The sequence below is a fragment of the Actinocrispum sp. NPDC049592 genome (genome assembly GCF_040675465.1).
GTDB lineage: Bacteria > Actinomycetota > Actinomycetes > Mycobacteriales > Pseudonocardiaceae > Kibdelosporangium.
Genome location: NZ_JBFAPA010000023.1, coordinates 1 through 19,006 on the forward strand (window position 1 = coordinate 1; position 19,006 = coordinate 19,006).

The following is a 19,006-nucleotide window of genomic DNA, read 5'->3' on the forward strand; positions in this document are numbered from 1 at the left end:
ACAGTGCTCACCGGCCAGCGGCTCGGCAACCAGCCTCACCCCCACCAACCACAATCGGTGGGAGGCCACGCCGATCAATCCCCATTAGGTGGTGAGGCGGGTGAGCCAGTCGTGGAGGAGGGCTTTCTCGTTGCCGGTCAAGGCTTCCGTGGGGGTTGAGCGGAGTTGGGCGGAGAGGGTGAGGGCGGCGCCCGCGAGGGTGTTGGCGGGGGTGGTGGGAGTGTCGGTGAGGACGGCGGCGAAGATGGCGTTGCGGACGCGGATGGGCAGGGCTTCGTCCGTGTAGGTGTCCGGCTGGGTGACGAGGCTGAGGGCGACGCCGATGGTGGCGGACATGATCATCTGGGCGGCCAGGTCGGGGGCGATGCGCAGACGGCCCGCCTCGGCGCAGCGGTCGAGCACCTCGCGAAGCAGCCGTAGCGCCTCCTCGGCGGCCTTGGGCACGCCGGCGAGGGCGGGGGAGTACATCATCCGGTAGACCGCCCGGTGGGCCAGGGCGAACGCGACGTGGCTGTCCCAGCCCGAGCGCAGGTCGGCGACCGGGTCGGCGGAGGGCGTGGCCGCGCGCTTGACTGACAGGTACCGGTCGAAGCCGTAGTCCACGACCGCGCTGAGCAGGCCGTTCTTGTCACCGAACTGCCGGTACAGGGTGGGCGCGCCGACGCCGACGGCGTCGCACACCGCGCGCGTCGAGATGTCACCGTCCGGGGAGGCGTCCAGCAGCGCCTCCGCTGCCTCCAGCATGCGGGTTCTGATGTCCTCCATACCGCCAGGGTAACAGTGCTAACAAGTGACGCTAGCGTTGTTACGGACGTCGCGTAGCGATGCTAACGCTAGTGGCGTAGCGTTGTTAACAGAACGAAGGAGGCAGCAATGAACACACGAGTTGCGATCGTCACTGGGGCTACCGGCGGTATCGGCAGTGAGATCGTCAAGAAGCTGGCCGCGGACGGGATGACCGTCCTGCTCAGCTACACCGGCAACGAAAACCGGGCCAAGGAACTGGTCGAGGAGATCATCGCCGGGGGTGGCGAGGCGAGCGCGTTCCGGGCGGACGTCGCCGACGAGTCCGACGTCGAGGCCCTCTTCGATGCCGCGGAACAGCGCTACGGCGGTGTCGACGTCGTCGTGCACACCGCGGGCATCATGCTGCTGTCCCCGCTGGAAGAGCAGGACCTGGAGGTCCTCGACCGCATGCACCGCACCAACATCCGCGGCACCTTCGTGGTCGACCAGCAGGCCGCCCGTCGCCTGCGCAAGGGCGGCGCGCTGATCAACTTCTCCACCTCGGTCACCAAGCTCGGCCTGCCCGGCTACACCGCCTACGCGGCGAGCAAGGGCGCGGTCGACGCGATGACCCTGATCCTGGCCCGCGAGCTGCGTGGCCGTGACATCACCGTGAACGCCGTGGCCCCCGGCCCGGTGGCGACCCCGCTGTTCCTCGACGGCAAGCCGCAGGAGGTCATCGACCGCCTGGCGTCAGTGCCCCCGCTGGAGCGCCTCGGCCTGCCGACCGACGTCGCCGAGGTCGTGTCCTTCCTCGCCGGTCCGGGCCGCTGGGTCAACGCCCAGGTCATCTACACCAACGGTGGCGCGATCTGACGGCTGCAGCAGACCCTGCAGCACGACCGAGGCCAGGGCGTCGGCGGTGGCGACGCGCTCCGCGTCGTCCTGATGGGGCAGGCCCATGCGGTGGGCCAGCGGGTCCTGGCTCAAACACGCCAGCGGGCCGGTGATCACCAGGAACACCAGGTGGAGCGGCAGTCTGGGGATCCGGCCGGCGCTCATCAGCCGGTCCAGGGTCGGCTCCAGCGCGGCGCGGGTCGGTTCCAGGTACTCGTGGCAGAGGAAGTCGACCCGCTCGGACTCGCGGCCCGACTCATCGCTCAGCACCCGGTTGAGATGCGGGTTCGTGGCGGCCATCCGGTAGAACTCGCGCACCACGGCGGCCAGGCGGCAGGCGTCGTCGGCCTCGGCGGCGACCACCCGCTCGATCGCCGACTTGATGCGTTCCAGCTCGAACGACACGGCGGCCTCCCAGAAGGCGGCCTTCGAGCCGTACCGGTCGTTGATGAAGTTGTGGCTCACGCCGATCCGCCGGGCCAGCTCCCGCACCGAGGCGCCCGCGTAGCCCAGCTCGGCGAACGCCGCCAGCCCGTGCCGGAGGATCACGTCCTCGCCGGGCACCTCGGGCTCGGACGCCGACCGGCGGCCCCGCCGCTTCACGCAGTCACGCACCTCGACGATCACCCCTCTCTCCGGCATCTTAGGTCAGGGTGCCGCTTGACAGCTGTCAGAACAACCCTATTCTGACAGGTATCAGAAATGGGAGGGCCGGAATGAACGTGGCGTTGTGGATCGTCTCCGGATTGCTGGCGGCCGTGTACCTCGCCGCGGGCCTGACCAAGCTGACCCAGCCCCGCCAGAAGCTCGCCGACGGGCAGATGGGGTGGGCGGGCGACATGACCGATAGGGCGGTGAAATCGATCGGCGGGGCGGAGTTGCTCGGCGCGATCGGCTTGATTCTGCCGTGGGCATTGGGAATGGCGAAGGTGCTCACCCCGCTGGCCGCCGTCGGTCTGGTGGTCGTTCAGCTCGGCGCCATCGTGGTTCACTTGCGGCGCAAGGAAAGCAAGGTCGTCCCCGGCAACCTGGTGTTGCTGGCGCTGGCCGCTTTCGTTGCGGTCGGCCGGTTCGCCGGTCTGTGATCATGCTGGGACTGTTCGTAGTGTGACGGCGCACACGCCTAAAACTCTTTGTCCGTAAGAAACCGCGCTGGATACAGTCGCGTTCGCACAGTTCTGCGGCGAGGCCGCCGCATGTTCTCCGGGGCCCGGTGTTGTGGGGGATTCACGGGCGCCCGCCCTGACTCTATGGGGGATTTCCCGTGACACAACCGGCAACCGACAAACTCGACGGTGCCGTCCTCAAAGTCGCCGCGGTCGTCATCCTGGGCGCCGTCATGGCGATCCTGGACACGACAGTCGTGTCCGTGGCACTGCAGGCGCTGGCTCTCGAGTTCAACACCTCGCTGGACACCATCCAGTGGGTCGCCACCGGGTACATGCTCGCGCTGGCCACCGTGATCCCGGTGACCGGCTGGGCCTCCGACCGGTTCGGCACCAAGCGCCTCTACATGCTGGCCATCGTGCTGTTCCTGTTCGGCTCGGTGCTGGCCGGGCTGGCCTGGAACATCGAGTCGCTGATCGCCTTCCGGGTGCTGCAGGGCCTCGGCGGCGGCATGCTGATGCCCGCCGGCATGACGATCCTGACCCGCGCGGCCGGCCCGGCCCGCGTCGGCCGGGTGATGTCCGTGCTGGGCGTGCCGATGCTGCTCGGCCCGATCGGCGGCCCGATCCTGGGCGGCTGGCTGGTCGACTCGGTCAGCTGGCGCTGGATCTTCTACATCAACGTGCCGATCGGCATCGTCGCCCTGGTGCTGGCCTGGCGGCTGCTGCCCAAGGACGAAGCGGGCCAAGTGGGCCGGTTCGACTTCCCCGGCATGCTGATGCTCTCGCCCGGCCTGGCGCTGCTGCTGTTCGGCGTGTCGCGCATCCCGAGCGCGGGCGGCGTCGGCGCGGTCGACGTGTGGCTGCCGACCCTGGCCGGTCTGCTGCTGATCGCCGGGTTCGTGCTGCGGGCGCTGCGCGTGCCCAACCCGCTGGTGAACCTGAAGCTGTTCAAGGACAAGGGGTTCTCCATCGCGGTGTTCGCGATGTCGTTCTTCGCGATGTCCTTCTTCGGCGCGATGCTGCTGTTCCCGCTGTACTTCCAGCTCGTCCGCGGCGAGCAGGCGCTGGACGCCGGCCTGCTGCTGGCCCCGCAGGGCATCGGCGCGATGATCACCATGCCGATCGCGGGCGTGCTGGCCGACCGGATCGGCGTGCGCAAGGTGGTGCTGCCCGGCCTGGTGCTGATCCTCGTGGGCATGGTCATCTACACGCAGGTCGGACCGGTCACGCCGTACTGGCAGCTCCTGCTCGGGCTGTTCGTGCTCGGCCTGGGCATGGGCGCGACGATGATGCCGATCATGTCGGCCGCGCTGCAGAAGCTCAAGCCGGCCGACGTGGCCAACGCTTCCTCGGCGATGAACATCGTCCAGCAGGCGTTCGGCGCCATCGGCACGTCCATCATGTCCGTGGTGCTGGCCGGTCTGCTGGCCACGAAGTTCAACGTTGCCACCAGTCTCGGGATCGGCGCGGCCAGTGTCGCCGTGCACAACCCCGCGACGCACGACATGGCCGCGTCGGCGGCCGCGGACGCGTTCGCGTCGACGTTCATCTGGGCGCTCGTGTTGATCGCCGTGTGTGTCGTGCCCGCGTTGTTCCTGCCGAAGGCGGCTCGGACGGTATCGTCTGCGTCCGGGGAAGGCGATCGTGAGGATGACGGCGAGGGTGCGCACCCGCCGGTCATGCTCGGTGGACATTGAGTGACATGCGAAGGCTGGATATCAGCGCTCGGTCGCCGAAACCATGTGATAGTTGGTGGGAGTCCGAGTAGGGAGAGCCGGGATGGGACGGATCGGGCTGGGTCTGACGGCCTGCCTTGTGGTGCTTGCCGGGTGCGCGCGCCCGGAGGCGCTGTCCGTAGCCGCCCCGGAGGCCAGTAGCCCCGCCAAGCTGGCGCCGCAGATCCCGCTGCCGCTGGACGTCTCGTCCTACGCGGACGCGCCCTGCACGCTGCTCAAGCCGGGCACGACCGTCGCCAAGGACATGGCCAAGGGCGTGGCCGACGGCGCCACCTGCACGTGGACCGCGAAAACCCCGCTGCAGCCGCAGATCACCGTCACCGTGGACCTGAAGTCCGGCGGCCTGGAGGCCTTGTACCGCAAGCGCGCCAGGCTGCCGTACTTCGAGCCCACCGACATCGCGGGCTACCCGGCCGTGCACACCGACACCGACCGCAGCGTGCCCGACCAGGGCCAGTGCACGGTGAACGTCGGGATGAACGACGTCACGCTGATCACCGTGACCTCGACGATCGCCGACCAGCGGTCGCTGAACTTCGCGGTTCCCTGCCCCGACACGGATGTCTTCGCCACCGCCCTGGTCAGCGAGATCACCAAGGGCTAGAGGTTCTCCACGGCCCATCGGGCCATCGCGACTCTCGAGGTCAGGCCCAGCTTGCCGTAGGCGTTGCGCAGGTGGGTCTCGATCGTGCGTTCGCTCAGGTAGAGCCGGGCGGCGATGTCCGCATTGGACAGACCTTCGCCCAGCAGCCGCAACACTTCGCTCTCACGCTTGGTGAGCACGCCGTCGCTGCGGGCCGGGCTCATCCGCAAACCCAATGACCGGGCCAATCGGCGCGTCCGATCGGCCCATGGCGCTGCTCCGGACCGCTCGAACACCTGCAGCGCCCCGGGAATGGCCGACTTGTCGCCCGTCAGTTCGGCGCATTCCACTGCTGTCTGAGCGGCCAGCAGCGGTGCGCCCATCGAGGCGAACCTGGTCGCGACATCCGCCAGCAGCGCGGAGTCGTTGAGCTGCAACCCCCGCAGCCGGTCCGCGCAGGCGATCACCAGCCGCGGCCGGTCCGTTCCGGACACTCGCAACTGCTGCTCCGTTTTTGCCAGCAGGTCCCGATCGCCGTTCCGCAGGGCCGCCAGCCCGGTATGCAGGCCCCGCAGGACCGACGCGCACGGGTCATTGAACAACGAGTAGTAGCTGAACGGCGCCGACACCACGCGACCGCCCTCGTGCCAGGCGATCGCCGCCGCGGCCAGCTCGGTCACCTCGTACAGGCCCTGTTCCGGGGCCAGGTAGGCGCGCTTGCACTCGGCCAGCGTGGTCACCGCCTCGGTGACCTTTCCCTGTTCGGCCAGGAGGAACGCGCGCAATGCCAGCGTGCAAGCCAGCGAGCGGGGCAACCCCGCCTCGCGGGCCACCGCCACGCCCCGCTCGATTTCCCGTTGCGCGGCGGGCAGATCACCTTGCAGGTAGAGGTTGAACGAAAAGATGTACTGCTCCCAGCACCACAGTGAGGGAATGTCCATCAAGGCGCGTTTGGTGAAAAGCTCTTGTGCCCGCGCGTGCATCCTCGGCATGTCCCCGTCGACGAGGTACGTGCCGCTCAGTACGACGCGGAGGTAGTGCGCCAGATAGGGTTGCTCGTCCTCGCATTCGACAGCGTGCGTGAGTCCGGTCTCCAGCAACGTGATCGCGGTGCCGGCGTCCCGGTCGAACAGCCGGAGCACGCCCGCGCCCAGGCAGCCGACGCCCTGCGTGGCGGGGGAGTGGTCGCGGTCGAGGTAGCCGGCCAGGATCTTGGACACCTCCACGGCCTCGGCCAAGGTGCCGTGCCGCATGGTGAAGATGAAGTCCTGCACGGCCGCCTCGGGCGACTGCTGGCTCAGCGCCCGGGCCTCGGCGCGGATGCGTTCGTTGGCCGCGGTCGAGTCGTAGCGTTGCGCGTCCAGGATCGCCATCCGGAACCGGACCTCGGCCACGATGTCGGTCTGTCCTTGGTGTTGCGCCACTGCCGTCGCCCGTTGCCAGGCCGCGGTGGCCTCGTCGAACCGGCCGAGGCTCTGGTGCGCCCGCGCGATTCCGTCCAGCAGCGCGGGAACCTGCTTCTCCTCGGCCTGGTCCGCGGCGGCCTCGAGGTACCGGATGGCCTCGTCGGCCGCGCCCATGGACAGCGCCCGCCAGCCCGCGTCGGCCAGGATCTCCGCAGCCCGCACCGGATCCGCCAGATCGCCCGCCTCGCGGTAGTGCGGCGCGAGGGCGAGTACGTCGTCCGGGCTGGTTCGTTCGATCGCCCGCAGCACGGCGGCGTGCAGGCTCCGGCGCTCGGCCAGCGTCAGTTCGCTGTAGGCGACCTCGGCGTAGAGCGGGTGCGCGACCCGGTAGAGCAAGGCGCTGCTCACCGTCTGCTCGGTGATCAGGCCGCCGATCACCAGCGCCCGCAACGCTTGTGACTCGTCGAGCAGGGTGCGGACGACCGTGTCGGTGGCCGCGTCCCCGGCGACCGAGATGATCTCCAGCAGCCGGCGCTGGGTCTCGTCGAGGGCTTGCAGGCGGCCGAGCACGACGTCCCGGACGATCAGCGGCAGGGTGGCGTCGGCGGTGAAACCCTGGTGTACCAACGCGGTCACGAACAGCGGCACGCCCTTGGCGCGGGCGGTCACAGTGTCCAGCAGGCCGGCCGCCGGCTGCTCGCCGAGCAGGTCACCGACGAGGTCGGCCACCGCGGCATCCGGCAAGGGCGTCACCGTGACTTCGCCGCCCGGGTGGCGCCGGACGGTCGCGGCGAGGTCGTCGAGCGGCGACCCGGCCTCGCTGGGGCGGTACGCGCCGAGCACCAGGACTTTCCGGTCCCGGGTGTTCTGGCCGATGTAGTGCACCAGTTCGACCGTGCCGCGGTCGGCCCAGTGCAGGTCGTCGACGAACAACACCGCTGGGGCAAGGCGCGCGATGAACTCGGTGACGGCGGCGAACATCTGGGTGCGTTCCAGCTCGGGGTCGACGCTCGGCCGCGGGGCGGGCAGCCGGGGATCGGCCAGCAAACGGCCGAGCTGCTCCAGTCCACTGTGGTCGGCCAGCGTGCCGAGGTGCGGCCGGATCGCCTCCACCACCGGCGCATACGCCAGTCCCGCGTGCAGCGGATGCGCCTGCCCGCGCAACACCCTCAGGCCACGGTGACGGGCGAGGTCCAGGGCGTACTCGGCCAGCCGGGACTTGCCGATCCCCGCCTCACCGCGCAGCAACGCCACCCGCCCGTTGCCGAACAGCACATCGGTGATCGCCTGGGTGAGCAGGTCCTGTTCGGCTTCGCGCCCGACGATCCTCATGGCAGGTTCTCGCTTGCCCACCGGGCCGGCGCGCCCCTCACCAGGCGCAGCACGGCGCCCGACGCGGACTCGCCCGCGACCGCCACGACCTCGAGGACTCGCCGCTCGGCGCCGTCGAGCTGGTGCAGGCGCGCCAGGACGACATCCCGGACGATCGCGGGCAGGGCCGCGTTCTCGTGATAACCCTCGTGCACCAGGGCGGTCACGAACAACGGCACGCCCTTGGCGCGCTGGGTCACGGTGGCGGCGAACTCGGGACCGGGGGTGTGGCCGAGCAGGATCTCGGTCGGCTCGGCGACGGCCTCGCTCGGCCGGTACGCGCCCAGTAGGAGCACGCCGTGGGTGTTGCGGCCGGTGTAGTGGACGAGTTCGACCGTGCCGTGGTCGGCCCAGTGCAAGTCGTCGACGAACAACACCGCCGCGGCCAGGCGGGTGGCCAGCGCGGCGACCGCCTCGAACATCCGGGTGCGTTCCAGCGCCGGGTCGCCGCCGGGACGCAACGCGGGCGCGAGCATCCGGCCGAGGTGCTCCAGCCCGGTGTGGTCGCTGAGCTGGGCGACGTGCGGGCGGACCGCCTCCACGATCGGCGCGTACGCCAGCCCCGAGTGCGGCGCGTGCGCCTGTCCACGCAGGACGGCCTGACCTTGTTCGCGGGCACCGTCCAGGGCGTGGTCCGCGAGCCGGGACTTGCCGATCCTGGCCTCACCCGAGAGCAGCAGCAAGCGCCCGGCGGCGTCCTGCACCGCCTCAGCGAGCATGGTCAGCTCACGGTCCCGCCCCACGATCCCCACCGAGGCGAGTCTACTGAGCGCGACCAACCGATATCAGCGAGCAGCAGGCCACTGCGGGGCTTCGGGGTGAAGTAGGTCGCCTTGCGGGGCATGCGGTGCCCGGCCGCGTGGATCGCCAGCATGTCCTGGCGGCGGACCGGCGCGATCAGTACCACCGCGTCCGCGTCCGGCCGGGGCGTCTGGCCCTCGTACAACGGCCGCAGCACCTTGGCCGGCTCGATGTCCAGAGCTTGGGCGACCATGAGCCGTTCCACCGCTTGGTGGTCGAGCTCGTCGCCCGGCAGGGTGACTTTGAGTGCGGTGCTCCCGGCGACCACGACGACCACGCCGGTCTCGGGCGTGCGGTCCTCGGCCGGCTGGACGTGCAGGCCGGTCGCGGTCCAGCGGACGGCCAGGTCGTCGATGGTCAGGCCGGTGTGCACGAGGACCCGGTTGATCGGGCCGATCCGCAGGTCCGGGCCGCCGGTGACCAGGGCGAGCAACGAGCCCTTGCCGGCCAGGGTGGCCGCCGCGACCCGGTGGTTGCCGTCCGCGACCAGCAGCGACTCGCGCTGAGCGGTGGCGATGATCTCGTCCTGGCGCTCGCCCGGACCCAGCAGCCACAACCGTTCCCTGCGGCCCTTGACGTCCACAGTGGACACATCCGGGTCACCCATCTCACCGATGGTCCGGGCGACCAGCTCGGAGAACCGGCGGCCGCCGTCCGCCGGGATCAGCATGGCCGAACTGGTCGCGCAGCCCAGGCCCTTGATCACCGCCGCCCGCTCGGCGACCACCTCCGGATAGACGTCCTCGGTGTGCCGGACGAACGTCAGCCCGTTGGGCAGGACGGCGGTGGGGTCGACGATGCAGATGATCCCGATCGCCTCGCCGTCCGGCCCATCTCCCCAAGACAACGCGATGACGTCGTCGACCCGGCGGTAGTGCTCGGCCCGCAGCCGGGCCAGCGCGGCGTGCGCGATCGGCAGCGCGGACAGCAGGTCCAGTCCCTCGGCCAGGGCCGTCGGAGTCCGATGTGGATGCTGGACCGCGAGCAGCGTGCCGTCCGCCGCACCCGGCCGGGCCAGCGCGGCCCGCACCTGGTCGGGCTCGCCGAACTCGTCCACGTTGGGCCCGGGCACGGCGTCGCGCACCACCCAGCCGCGGGCGATCGGATGCACGAAACCCGTCATGGCCGCCTCCCCGAGGTAGAACCGGTAACGTTCCATTGTCAGCCAGACCGCCGGGCGAGCAAACACTGACGCGCGTCACAATGCCGCGGTGACGATCCTCGTTCTCGGCGGGCGCAGTGAGATCGGCCTGGCCGTTGCCGAACGCCTGGCCACCGGCACCGTCGTCCTGGCGGCCCGCAACCCGGCGGCCCTGTCGGTCGAGCCGCTGCTCACGGCCGGCGCGTCCGCGGTCGAACGCGTCCCGTTCGACGCCGACGACCTCGCCTCCCACGGCCCGCTGCTCAAGGACATCTTCACCCGGTTCGGTCCGATCTCCGTGGTGGTGACCGCGTTCGGCATCCTCGGCGACCAGAAACTCGCCGAACAGGACGCCACCCACGCGGTCGCCATCGTGCACACCGACTATGTGGCCCACGTATCGGTGCTGACCCACCTGGCGAACCTGTTGCGGGACCAGGGAAGTGGGCAGCTGGTGGTGTTCTCGTCGGTGGCCGGGATCCGCGTCCGGCGGGCGAACTACGTGTACGGCTCGGCCAAGGCGGGGCTGGACGGGTTCGCCAGCGGCCTCGCCGATGCCCTCGCAGGCAGCGGTGTTCACCTGCTGCTGGTGCGGCCCGGCTTCGTGATCGGCCGGATGACCGCCGGGATGTCACCCGCGCCGTTCTCCAGCACCCCCGCACAGGTCGCCGACGCCACCGTGAAGGCTTTGCGGGGCAAGAAGGGCGTCGTGTGGGTGCCGGGCGTGCTGCGGCCCGTCTTCGCCGTGATGCGCCTGCTGCCCCGCGCGATCTGGCGCCGTCTGCCGCGCTAGCAACCGGACGCCTTTGGGCGTCCGTAGTTGCGCCCTTCGGACCAACATGGGTCTTTCTTCCCGGGGCGAGCAACCACCTGATGAGCGTGGCGTCTTCCTCTATGTCAGAAAGATTTCGCAGTTCGTGGGGCTCAATCAGATCAATCGCACGGGTATTGTCGCGCGGGTCGCCGCCGGAATTGCTTTCGGTGCCGTTGCCGCAGGCCCGGCCGGGTGGGCAACCATCCGTCCCACCCGGCGTCCTGGTGAATGTCAGAAACAATTCTTCCCATGGGGGATCACACATCATGAAAATCAGCAATGTTGTCGTGCGCGTTCTCACCGCCGGAGTCGCGGTCGGTGCGGTTGCCGCGGGCCCGGTCATGCTGGCCGGGAACGCCTCCGCCGGTGAGGTCGAGAAGGGCGGTTCCATCTGTGGCACGGTGTGGACCGACACCAACGGGGACGGCTTGCGGCAGGCGGACGAGAAGCCGATCCCGTTCCACCTCGTGCGGGTGGACGGCCGGCCGCGGTTCGCGCTGTCGGACCTCAACGGCCACTACTGCCTGAAGAACCTGCCCGAGGGTGGGTACGTGCTCAAGTCGGGTGACCGGGCCCGGATCGACCAGACCGGGTGGACGCTCGAGCACCCCACCGGCGGTGGTTCGCGGTTCGACAACACCACCGGCCTCGGCTACGACTACAAGGACATGAACCGGATCCCGGTCCAGATCACCAAGCAGGACGGCAAGTTCACCCACGTCGAGAACTTCGACTCCGGCTTCGTGCCCGCCAAGGTGGACCTGCGGACCGTGCAGGTGCTGGTCGACCCGATGAGCCCGCCCGGGAAGGTGTTCAAGGTGGGCGACGTCATCGAGGTCTACGGGTCGGTGTCCAACTCCGGCAACGTCGCCGAGCACCTGGGCGGCACGCTGACCCTGCCGGAGGGCGTCACCATCCTGGAGACCCGCGGCGGCACCCCCTCGCACATCAAGGGGCAGCAGGTGATCGGTGACTTCACCGAGCGCCGGTTCCCGGGTGACGGCGAGTTCGTCGGCGCGCTGGTGCGCATCAACCGCCCGATGACCGACGCCGAGGTCAAGATCGAGGTGCACAAGGGCGTGTACAAGGACATCGACCCCACCAACAACGTGCTGACCGGCAAGCTCACCGCGGTCGCGTAGAACCAGAGATGGCCCTGCCGCGCGGGCAGGGCCATCCTCGCCGCAGTAGACAGCCACGACGAGTGATCGCGTTGTCAGGTCAGGTGATCAGCGCCTGCACCTTCTTGATCTGGTCCTCCTGCTCGGTGACGATCTTGTTCGCCAGCGCCTTGGTCTCCGCGTGCTGGCCGGACTTGAGCACGTCCTTGGCCATGGTCACGCCGTTCTCCAGGTGCTTGGCCACCATCGGCAGGAACAGCTTGTCGAACGCGGCGCCCTGGGCGGACTCGAGCGACTTGATGTCCTTGTCGGTCAGCATGCCCGGCATGTCCATGCCCTTGTGCTCGTCGGCCGACGGCACCGGCACGCCCCAGCCCTTCAGCCAGCCGGTCATCTGCTGGATGTCCCGTTCCTCCGCGCTCATGATCTCCGCGGCGACCACCTTCACCGGCTCGGCGGAGCCGCGCTTGGTGGCCAGGTCGGCGATCTGAATCGTCTGCTTGTGGTGCGGGATCATCATCAGCGAGAACTGCGTGTCAGCCTCGTTGTGTTCGCCACCCGCCGGCGCCTTGGGCGCCGCCGCGTCGCTGGACCCACATCCGGCAAGCGCCAGTGCGACGACGGCCATCGTCGCGATCAGTCGTGAGCGCATCGACCCTCCATTCCTCCATCTGGGGATACGGACGGATCTCGGGTGCGGTTCAACGACTACGCAGAGTTCTTGAGAACTATTTTTGGGACTACGTTCACAGTAGGTCTATACAGTGACGAAACCCAACCGCACGGAGGCGGAGACCCCCAAAAAGCGACCCGGCTACTACACGATGTTGTGCTCCGGGCGGACGGCGGACCCGGCGAACCGTTGAGCGTCCAAAGCGGACACATCGATGCCGGGAGGGTGGCCGAGGACGAGGTCGCGGAGCACCTCGCCGATCGCCGGGCCGTGCTGGAAGCCGTGCCCGGAAAACCCGGTGGCGTAAAGGAACCGGCTCACCGAGGGGGCCTCGCCGACCATGGCGTTGTGGTCGGGGGAGACCTCGTACAGCCCGGCCCAGCCGCGCGCCAGCCCGACCTCGGCCAGCCGGGGTGCCCGCAGTGAGACGGCCTCACCGAGCCGCTCGAGCCAGGAGTCCGACACCGCCGTGTGGTAGCCGAACTCCTCGTCCGGGTCGGACATCCCGACCAGCAACCCCTGGCCCTCCAGGTGGAAGTAGAACGAGCTGCTGAAGTCGATGGTCAACGGCAACCGTGGAGGCAGCCACGGGATCGGTGTGGTTGTCCGGATCTGCCGCCGCAACGGCCGCACCGGCAACGAAACGCCGACCATGTCGCCGACGGTGGACGACCAGGCGCCCGCGGTGCAGACCACGGTCGATGTCGAGATGAAGCCGGAAGACGTGGAGACACCGGTGATCTCGCCGCCGGATGACGAGATTCCCGTGACAGAGCAGTGCTGCAGGATCCGGGCACCGAACCGCCGGGCGCCCCGGGCATACCCCTGAACGACCGCCTCCGGCGTGCAGTGGCCGTCGCCAGGGGAGTACGCGGCCGCGAGCAAACCGTTGGGAGACACCGGCGGCGACAACTCCACGGCCTCAGCCACGGACAGCATCCGGTTGCCGGTCACGCCGAGCGAGTTCTGCAGCGCGATGCTCGACGTGAACTCGGCGACGTCCGCCGGATTGTCCAGCAGGAACAGGTATCCGTGCCGGTGCAGGTCGATCTCGCCGCCGGGGCGCGTGCCGAACTGGGCGAACAGTTCCAGGCTCCGGACGCTCAACGCGATGTTGACCGGGTCGGAGAACTGGGTTCGCACCCCTCCCGCGGCGCGGCTCGTGCTGCCGGAGCCGAGCGTGTCCCGCTCGGCCAGCAGCACGTCCACGCCGGCCTCGGCGAGGTGGAACGCGGTGCTCGCGCCCATCACGCCGCCGCCGATCACGACGACGTCGGCTCTCACAGGCGGAAGCCGGGATCCGGGGTCACCGTGGCCACGTCCATCTGGGCCTTCTGCAGCTTGCCGGAGAAGTCCCAGTTCATCGACTGCCAGCGGGTGAACTGGTCGAGCACCCAGATGCCGGACTGGCGGGACCCGTTGCCGGACTTGCCGTTCCCGCCGAACGGCAGGTGCGCCTCGGCGCCGGAGGTGGAGTTGTTGACGCTCACCATGCCCGCGCTGATGCCCTGCCGGTACCGGAACGCGGACGTCGGGTTGGTGGTGTAGATCGACGAGGAAAGCCCGTAGCCCGGCAGGTTCGCCAGCTCGATGGCCTCGTCGAGGGTCCGGTACAAGGTGACGCCGACGATCGGGCCGAACGTCTCCTCGAGGAACAGCCGGTCGTCCGGGCGCACCCCGTCGACGATGACCGGGTGGTAGAACAGCCCGTTGTCGTAGGAGCCCGCGAAGTCCCTGGGCGGCGGGTTGTCCGCGGTGACCCGGCCGATCGACCCGGAAACCCGGTGGTGGCTGGAGATCCACTCCAGGTAGCCCTCGAAGGAGGCGGCGAACTTCTCGTCCAGCAACGGTCCGAAGAGGACGTCCTGGTCCGGCTGGCCCCTCTTCGCGCCGCGCAACGCCTCGCAGAACCGGCCGAAGAACTCCTCGTGCACCGACTCGTGCACGATCACGGTGCCGAGCGAGGTACAGCGCTGGCCGGCGGTGCCGAACCCGGAGAACAGCGCGCCCTCCACGGCCAGGTCGAGATCCGCGTCCTCGGTGACCACCATCGGGTTCTTGCCGCCCAGCTCCAGGCACGGCGACTGGAGGTGCCGCCCGCACAGCTCGCCGATCTTCGTGCCGACCGCGCTCGACCCGGTGAACCCGACCTTGTCGACCAGCCCCGCCCCCAGCGACGCCTCGAGCCCGTCGAAGGTGGCCTGGCCGTCGGCGAACACGAGGTTGAGCACCCCGGCGGGCAGGCCCGCGTGCCAGATCAGCTCGGCGAACGCCTTCGCGCTGGCCGCGGCGTACTCGGCCGGCTTCCACACCACCGCGTTCCCGCAGAGCAGGGCCGGGACGATGTACCAGGACGGCACCGCGACCGGGAAGTTGCCCGCGGTGATCACGCCTGCCACGCCGACCGGGACGCGGAAGGTGAACAGCTGCTTGTCCGGCATCTCCGACGGCACGGTGTGGCCGTACAGGCGGCGGCCCTCGCCGAGGAAGAAGTCGCAGGTGTCCACGATCTCCTGGACCTCGCCGCGCGCCTCGGCCAGCGGCTTGCCGATCTCGCGGGTGACCAGCCGGGCCAGCGTGTCCGCGTTCGCCTCGACCAGGCGGCCGAGCGCGGCGACGAACTGGCCGCGGACCGGCGCGGGCACGGCGGCCCACTCCTTCTGCGCGCGCCGGGCGGACTCCGCCGCGGCCTTCACCGCGTCCGGCCCGGCCAGCTTGACCGTGGCCACCACGTCATCCAGTTGTGCCGGATTGCGAGACAGGTACTCGGCGCCCTGGATCCAGGGTTTGCCGTCGATGTTCGATTCGAGCGTCTGCACGGCGCTCACGTTACGTGCTCAGCGGCGGTTGCGGGACCGGCGAACCAATGTGTGGACCAATCGCATGCCTTCGTCGAAGGTGATCTTGGGCAGGTAGGCGCGGGTGATGGCGTTGCCGATGCTGGGCAGCGCGGCCGCGTCCGGGTAGCTCATGAACAGCGGGCGGTACTGCGGCTGGAACTTGGCCTTGAACGCCAGCAGCGAGCGGAACCCGTACACCGGCTCCAAAGTCCGGCCGACCAGGTCGAGAACCCGTTGCAGCGGGGGCGTGCGGCCGGCCCGGTCGAGCCGGGCCAGCGGCGCGCCGGAAAGGCTCAGGAACTCCATGCCCTCCTCGCGGGCCTGGGTGGCCATCGAGGCGATCAGGAACTCCATCACGCCCGGGAAGCCGTTGTGGTCGCGGCGCATGAAGTCGAGCGTCCAACCGACGATCTGCCCGTCGCGCCGTACCGGCAGCCAGCTCGTGACGCCGTGCACGCGTTGCTCGGCGTCCACCGCGACCACGCAGCGGACGTCGTCGTCGGCCAGTTCCTCCAAGCGGCCGAGGGTGAAGCCCATCTCGGGCAGGCCCTTGTCGGCCAGCCACGCTTTGGACAGCGCGGTGATCTGGTCGGCCATCCACTGTGGAGCCTCGCCGAACCGGACGGCCTCGGCGGTGACACCCAGGGTTCCCGCCTTGTTGAGCGCGGTCCGGACGTCCTGCCACTTCTTGCCTTTGAACTGCAGGTCCGGCAACGGCAGGACCGTCTCCTCGGCGACCTGGACGGAACTCCAGGTGGCCGTGGTGAGTTCCTCGCGGAGTTCTTCGCTGACGCCGTAGAAGCATGGCGTCCAACCGTTGTCCGCACAGAACTTGGCGAACAGCGCGGCGGCCTTGGCGCGTGCTTCCGGTGAGCCGACGGGTTCGCCGGTGGTGAGGGCGACCGAGGCGATGACCCGGTAGGCGATGACAGCGTTTCCGCACGGGGTGAACCAGTAGTGGTTGCCGCGCCAGGTGATCATGTGCGACATCGAGGTGCCGCCGTGCTCGGTCAGCAGCGCCCGGGCCTTGTTCTGGTCGGCCAGGCGGCTCACCACGTGGGCGCGCATGAACGTCAGCACGCAGCACGCGATGGCGATCACCCAGAAGATCACACCGATCCACTGGTGCAGGAACATCGCGACGATCCCGTTCGGTACCACGGAAAGGTCGAACGCGCCGAGGTAGCCCGGGGGAGCGAACCGGGTCGGCAGGTCGGCCAGCAGCTGCGCGAAGCTCGGCGTGTGCTCGAACTGGCCGCGGGCCATGTTCCCGACCACGAGGTAGGTTCCCGCGCAGAGCAGGAAGGTCAGCCCGACCGTCACGGCCAGCTTGCGGTACACGCCCGGCGGCGCCTGCACGTCGAACCGGTGTTTCGTGGCGGCCAGCAAAACCAGTACCAGCAACGGTTGCAGCAAAGACGCGCCCGTCTCGATCCAGTCCTGCGGGGTCATCGGCGCCGGTTCGCTGAGGTAGGACACCAGCAGGGCGATGCCCAGTCCGGTCAGGGCGATGTTCAGGCCGGTCGCGCCCCACCAGGCGAACCGGCGGCCGCGACGCAGCCCTTCGGCCATCACCAGCAGGAGCAGCGCCGGGAGGATCGAGAGGAACGCGGGGCCGAGCCCGGCCAGGCGCAACGCCACCCTCGCGTGCTGGCAGTCCAGGGCCATGGTCGGGTCGGCGCACACTTCGTCCACATCGGACGGATCCGGCTGCTCGCCGACCAGCAGGAACTGCAGGACGTTCAGCGGACCGTTGGCGGTCTGCGAAGCCGTTGCCACCAACGGCCCGATCGCCGACATGGCCACGCTCATCGCGACCAGCAGGCGGGACTCGATCCGGGACGGCGCGCTGTCCGGCGGGCGTTGGCTGCGGCCGAGCATCAACGGTCCCAGCGCGAGCCCGGTCAGCCCGGCGAACACCCGGACCATGTCGGCCAGGTTCCCGGCGTAGAGGGCCAGCATGATCATCGTGAGCACGAGGGTGAGCCGCAGCCGCCTGCGCCACAACGCGGGCAGCCGTCCGCTCGCCGCCAGTGCGGTGCCGAACGCGGCGCCGGACGGGCTGACGGCCACAGTGGACATCAGGTCCGTCGTCCACCAGTCGCCGATCGCCGCGCCGCCGGTCACCAGCCCAACCGCCAGCACGGATCCGAAGACGTGGGTCGCGAAGAACACCGACAACATCCGGCCGGTGCCCATCTTCCGCTCGGCCAGCCCGCAGCCGAGCGCGACGACCAGCGTCACGCCGATGTACTTGGCCAGGTCGGCGGAGAAGAACACGGAGGTGACCAGCGTCCACCACTTGCCCTGGGCGATCTGTTCGCCGCCAAGGCCGACCCGGTCGAGGACGTCGTCGTGCGGACCGAATCCCGTCGCGGCGCCCAGGACCCAGAACGTCACGACCATGACGATCGTGCCGGGGTTCTTCTGGAGCAACGACTTCACGCCTTCACCAGCCCCAGCCGGGTGGCCAGCCAGTCGAGCGAGGCCTCCATGCCGCCGGCCCAGCCCTGCCAGTTGTGGTTGCCCGGCACCTCAAGCCACCTCACGTCGAGTCCGTTGTGCTTGCACTGGTCGAAGACTTTGCGCTGCTGGGGCATGTACTCGTGGTCGGCGGCGCCGACAGTGATCACGCCCGCGCTGCCCGGGAACTTCCTGGCGGCCAACAGGTCCGCCGGGTTGTTGCGGTGGAACGCGGCCTCGTCCCCGCCGAAGATCTCCTTGACCGTCCGGGCCCGCGAGCCCAGGGTCGGCTCGACCTGGCCGGAGAAGTTCAAAAAGGACGGATAGACGTCCGGGTGGCGCAGGGCGAGTTGCAACGAGCACGTGCCACCATAGGAGTAGCCGCCGACGGCCCAGCGCTTGGGGTCGGGGTCGATCTGGAGGTTGTGCCGGATCCAGTCGGGCACGTCCTGCGCCAGGTAGGTCTCGCTGTTGCCCTGCTTGCCATCGACGCACAACGGGTTGCTCAACGGGCCGCCGGTGGCGTCGGGCATCACCACGACCGGCGCCATTCCCTTGTGCGCGGCGGCATAGCGGTCCATCATCGCGGCGATCTGGCCGCCGTTGACCCAGTCGACCGGGCCGCCCGGCTCGCCGTGCAGCAGCACCACGACCGGCAGCAACGGCCGCGGATTGGCCTGGTACGCGGGCGGAAGGTAGACGTAGGCGTTGCGGCTGGCCGGGAACTTGGACTTCGGCGACGGGATCGGCACCTGGGTCACCGCGCCCTGCTTGGGAACCACGGCCGGCGGCTGGCCGGTCGCCGCGGGCGGGACCGAAGTGGACAGACTCGCGAACGCGATCTCGTTGGCGGGGGGCAGTCCGAGAGCCGCGCGCATGCTCGGGTAGTACCCGTAGAACGCGTTGACCTTCATCGTCGCGGTCGCCACCACGAGCAGTACCGCGAGCACGACGGACCCACGCCGCAGCCATCCGCGTGTGCGCATGCCCGCGATGGCCAGCCCCAGGCCGAAAATCCCCACGCCGACCCAGAACACCACCCGCAGGGGCACCGCATCCGGGAACGGCTGCCAGACATCCTCCACGAGCCAAGCGATCAACGCCGTCAGCAGCACGCTGACCCCGCCGACGAACGGCACCACCCGCAGCCACCAGCCCCGGTCCACCCGCACCCAGCGCCCCACCCCTCGTGATGGGTTCCGGCCGTTGGAACGACCGAAACCACTCACGAGCAGGGTGGCGCCTGCGACGGCCCCCAGCGCGGTGAGTACCGCGGGCAGCGGGCCGTGCACCAGCTCCCAGTCCAACCATCCGCTCACGTGTTC

At 69.5% G+C, this 19,006-nt stretch carries 15 protein-coding genes and 1 pseudogene; 6 read left to right on the forward strand and 10 right to left on the reverse strand.

Annotated features, from left to right (window positions below):
* Positions 1 to 84: 84 nt before the first annotated feature.
* Positions 85 to 765, reverse strand: coding sequence for a TetR/AcrR family transcriptional regulator (locus AB0J95_RS42660; RefSeq protein WP_364771143.1), 681 nt, complete (start codon positions 763 to 765; stop codon positions 85 to 87).
* A gap of 108 nt (positions 766 to 873) precedes the next feature.
* On the opposite strand from AB0J95_RS42660, the gene AB0J95_RS42665 reads away from it, so the two are divergent.
* Positions 874 to 1,602 (forward strand): SDR family oxidoreductase, encoded by a 729-nt coding sequence (locus AB0J95_RS42665; RefSeq protein ID WP_364771145.1) that lies wholly within the window; start codon positions 874 to 876, stop codon positions 1,600 to 1,602.
* Positions 1,603 to 2,043: 441 nt separating this feature from the next.
* Here AB0J95_RS42665 and AB0J95_RS42670 read toward each other — a convergent pair.
* Positions 2,044 to 2,265, reverse strand: a pseudogene (locus AB0J95_RS42670) (TetR family transcriptional regulator); the annotation flags it as partial.
* Between the two features lie 74 nt (positions 2,266 to 2,339).
* Here AB0J95_RS42670 and AB0J95_RS42675 point away from each other — a divergent pair.
* The 3 genes from AB0J95_RS42675 (at position 2,340) to AB0J95_RS42685 (ending at position 5,072) form a co-directional block, all read left to right on the forward strand.
* Positions 2,340 to 2,708, forward strand: coding sequence for a DoxX family protein (locus AB0J95_RS42675; RefSeq protein ID WP_364771147.1), 369 nt, complete (start codon positions 2,340 to 2,342; stop codon positions 2,706 to 2,708).
* Between the two features lie 179 nt (positions 2,709 to 2,887).
* Entirely contained in the window at positions 2,888 to 4,429 is a 1,542-nt protein-coding gene (locus AB0J95_RS42680) for a DHA2 family efflux MFS transporter permease subunit (protein ID WP_364771149.1), read from the forward strand.
* Between the two features lie 82 nt (positions 4,430 to 4,511).
* Positions 4,512 to 5,072 carry a DUF3558 domain-containing protein gene (locus AB0J95_RS42685; protein WP_364771151.1) on the forward strand — a complete coding sequence of 187 codons (561 nt, stop codon included), beginning with the start codon at positions 4,512 to 4,514 and terminating at the stop codon, positions 5,070 to 5,072.
* Here the strand turns inward: AB0J95_RS42685 and AB0J95_RS42690 are convergent.
* From AB0J95_RS42690 to AB0J95_RS42700, 3 genes are read right to left on the reverse strand one after another with little or no spacing between them, the layout of a single operon-like run.
* Positions 5,069 to 7,789, reverse strand: a complete 2,721-nt coding sequence (locus AB0J95_RS42690; protein WP_364771153.1) for an AAA family ATPase — start codon at positions 7,787 to 7,789, stop codon at positions 5,069 to 5,071. The genes AB0J95_RS42685 and AB0J95_RS42690 overlap by 4 nt on opposite strands.
* On the reverse strand, positions 7,786 to 8,580 hold the full coding sequence (locus tag AB0J95_RS42695; RefSeq protein WP_364771155.1) for an AAA family ATPase: 795 nt from the start codon (positions 8,578 to 8,580) through the stop codon (positions 7,786 to 7,788). Before AB0J95_RS42695 ends, AB0J95_RS42690 begins: the two co-directional genes overlap by 4 nt.
* The gene (locus AB0J95_RS42700; RefSeq protein ID WP_364771157.1) at positions 8,550 to 9,752 is read right to left on the reverse strand and encodes a DUF1015 family protein; all 1,203 of its coding nucleotides are present in this window, start codon (positions 9,750 to 9,752) and stop codon (positions 8,550 to 8,552) included. The genes AB0J95_RS42695 and AB0J95_RS42700 overlap by 31 nt, the downstream gene beginning before the upstream one ends.
* A 94-nt stretch (positions 9,753 to 9,846) precedes the next feature.
* Between AB0J95_RS42700 and AB0J95_RS42705 the strand changes: the two genes are divergently transcribed.
* Positions 9,847 to 10,563 carry an SDR family NAD(P)-dependent oxidoreductase gene (locus tag AB0J95_RS42705; RefSeq protein ID WP_364771539.1) on the forward strand — a complete coding sequence of 239 codons (717 nt, stop codon included), beginning with the start codon at positions 9,847 to 9,849 and terminating at the stop codon, positions 10,561 to 10,563.
* A 287-nt stretch (positions 10,564 to 10,850) separates the two neighbouring features.
* Positions 10,851 to 11,726, forward strand: a complete 876-nt coding sequence (locus tag AB0J95_RS42710; RefSeq protein WP_364771159.1) for a hypothetical protein — start codon at positions 10,851 to 10,853, stop codon at positions 11,724 to 11,726.
* 79 nt (positions 11,727 to 11,805) lie between these two features.
* On the opposite strand, the gene AB0J95_RS42715 is transcribed toward AB0J95_RS42710, so the two are convergent.
* The 5 genes from AB0J95_RS42715 to AB0J95_RS42735 form a co-directional block, all read right to left on the reverse strand.
* Positions 11,806 to 12,357, reverse strand: a complete 552-nt coding sequence (locus tag AB0J95_RS42715; protein ID WP_364771161.1) for a DUF305 domain-containing protein — start codon at positions 12,355 to 12,357, stop codon at positions 11,806 to 11,808.
* A 165-nt stretch (positions 12,358 to 12,522) separates the two neighbouring features.
* Positions 12,523 to 13,662, reverse strand: coding sequence for an FAD-binding oxidoreductase (locus AB0J95_RS42720; protein WP_364771163.1), 1,140 nt, complete (start codon positions 13,660 to 13,662; stop codon positions 12,523 to 12,525).
* Positions 13,659 to 15,197, reverse strand: a complete 1,539-nt coding sequence (locus AB0J95_RS42725; protein WP_364771165.1) for an aldehyde dehydrogenase family protein — start codon at positions 15,195 to 15,197, stop codon at positions 13,659 to 13,661. The genes AB0J95_RS42720 and AB0J95_RS42725 overlap by 4 nt, the downstream gene beginning before the upstream one ends.
* 18 nt (positions 15,198 to 15,215) lie before the next feature.
* Positions 15,216 to 17,663 (reverse strand): rhomboid family intramembrane serine protease, encoded by a 2,448-nt coding sequence (locus AB0J95_RS42730; RefSeq protein ID WP_364771167.1) that lies wholly within the window; start codon positions 17,661 to 17,663, stop codon positions 15,216 to 15,218.
* Positions 17,660 to 19,000, reverse strand: coding sequence for an alpha/beta hydrolase-fold protein (locus tag AB0J95_RS42735; protein ID WP_364771169.1), 1,341 nt, complete (start codon positions 18,998 to 19,000; stop codon positions 17,660 to 17,662). Before AB0J95_RS42735 ends, AB0J95_RS42730 begins: the two co-directional genes overlap by 4 nt.
* Between the last annotated feature and the right edge of the window lie 6 nt (positions 19,001 to 19,006).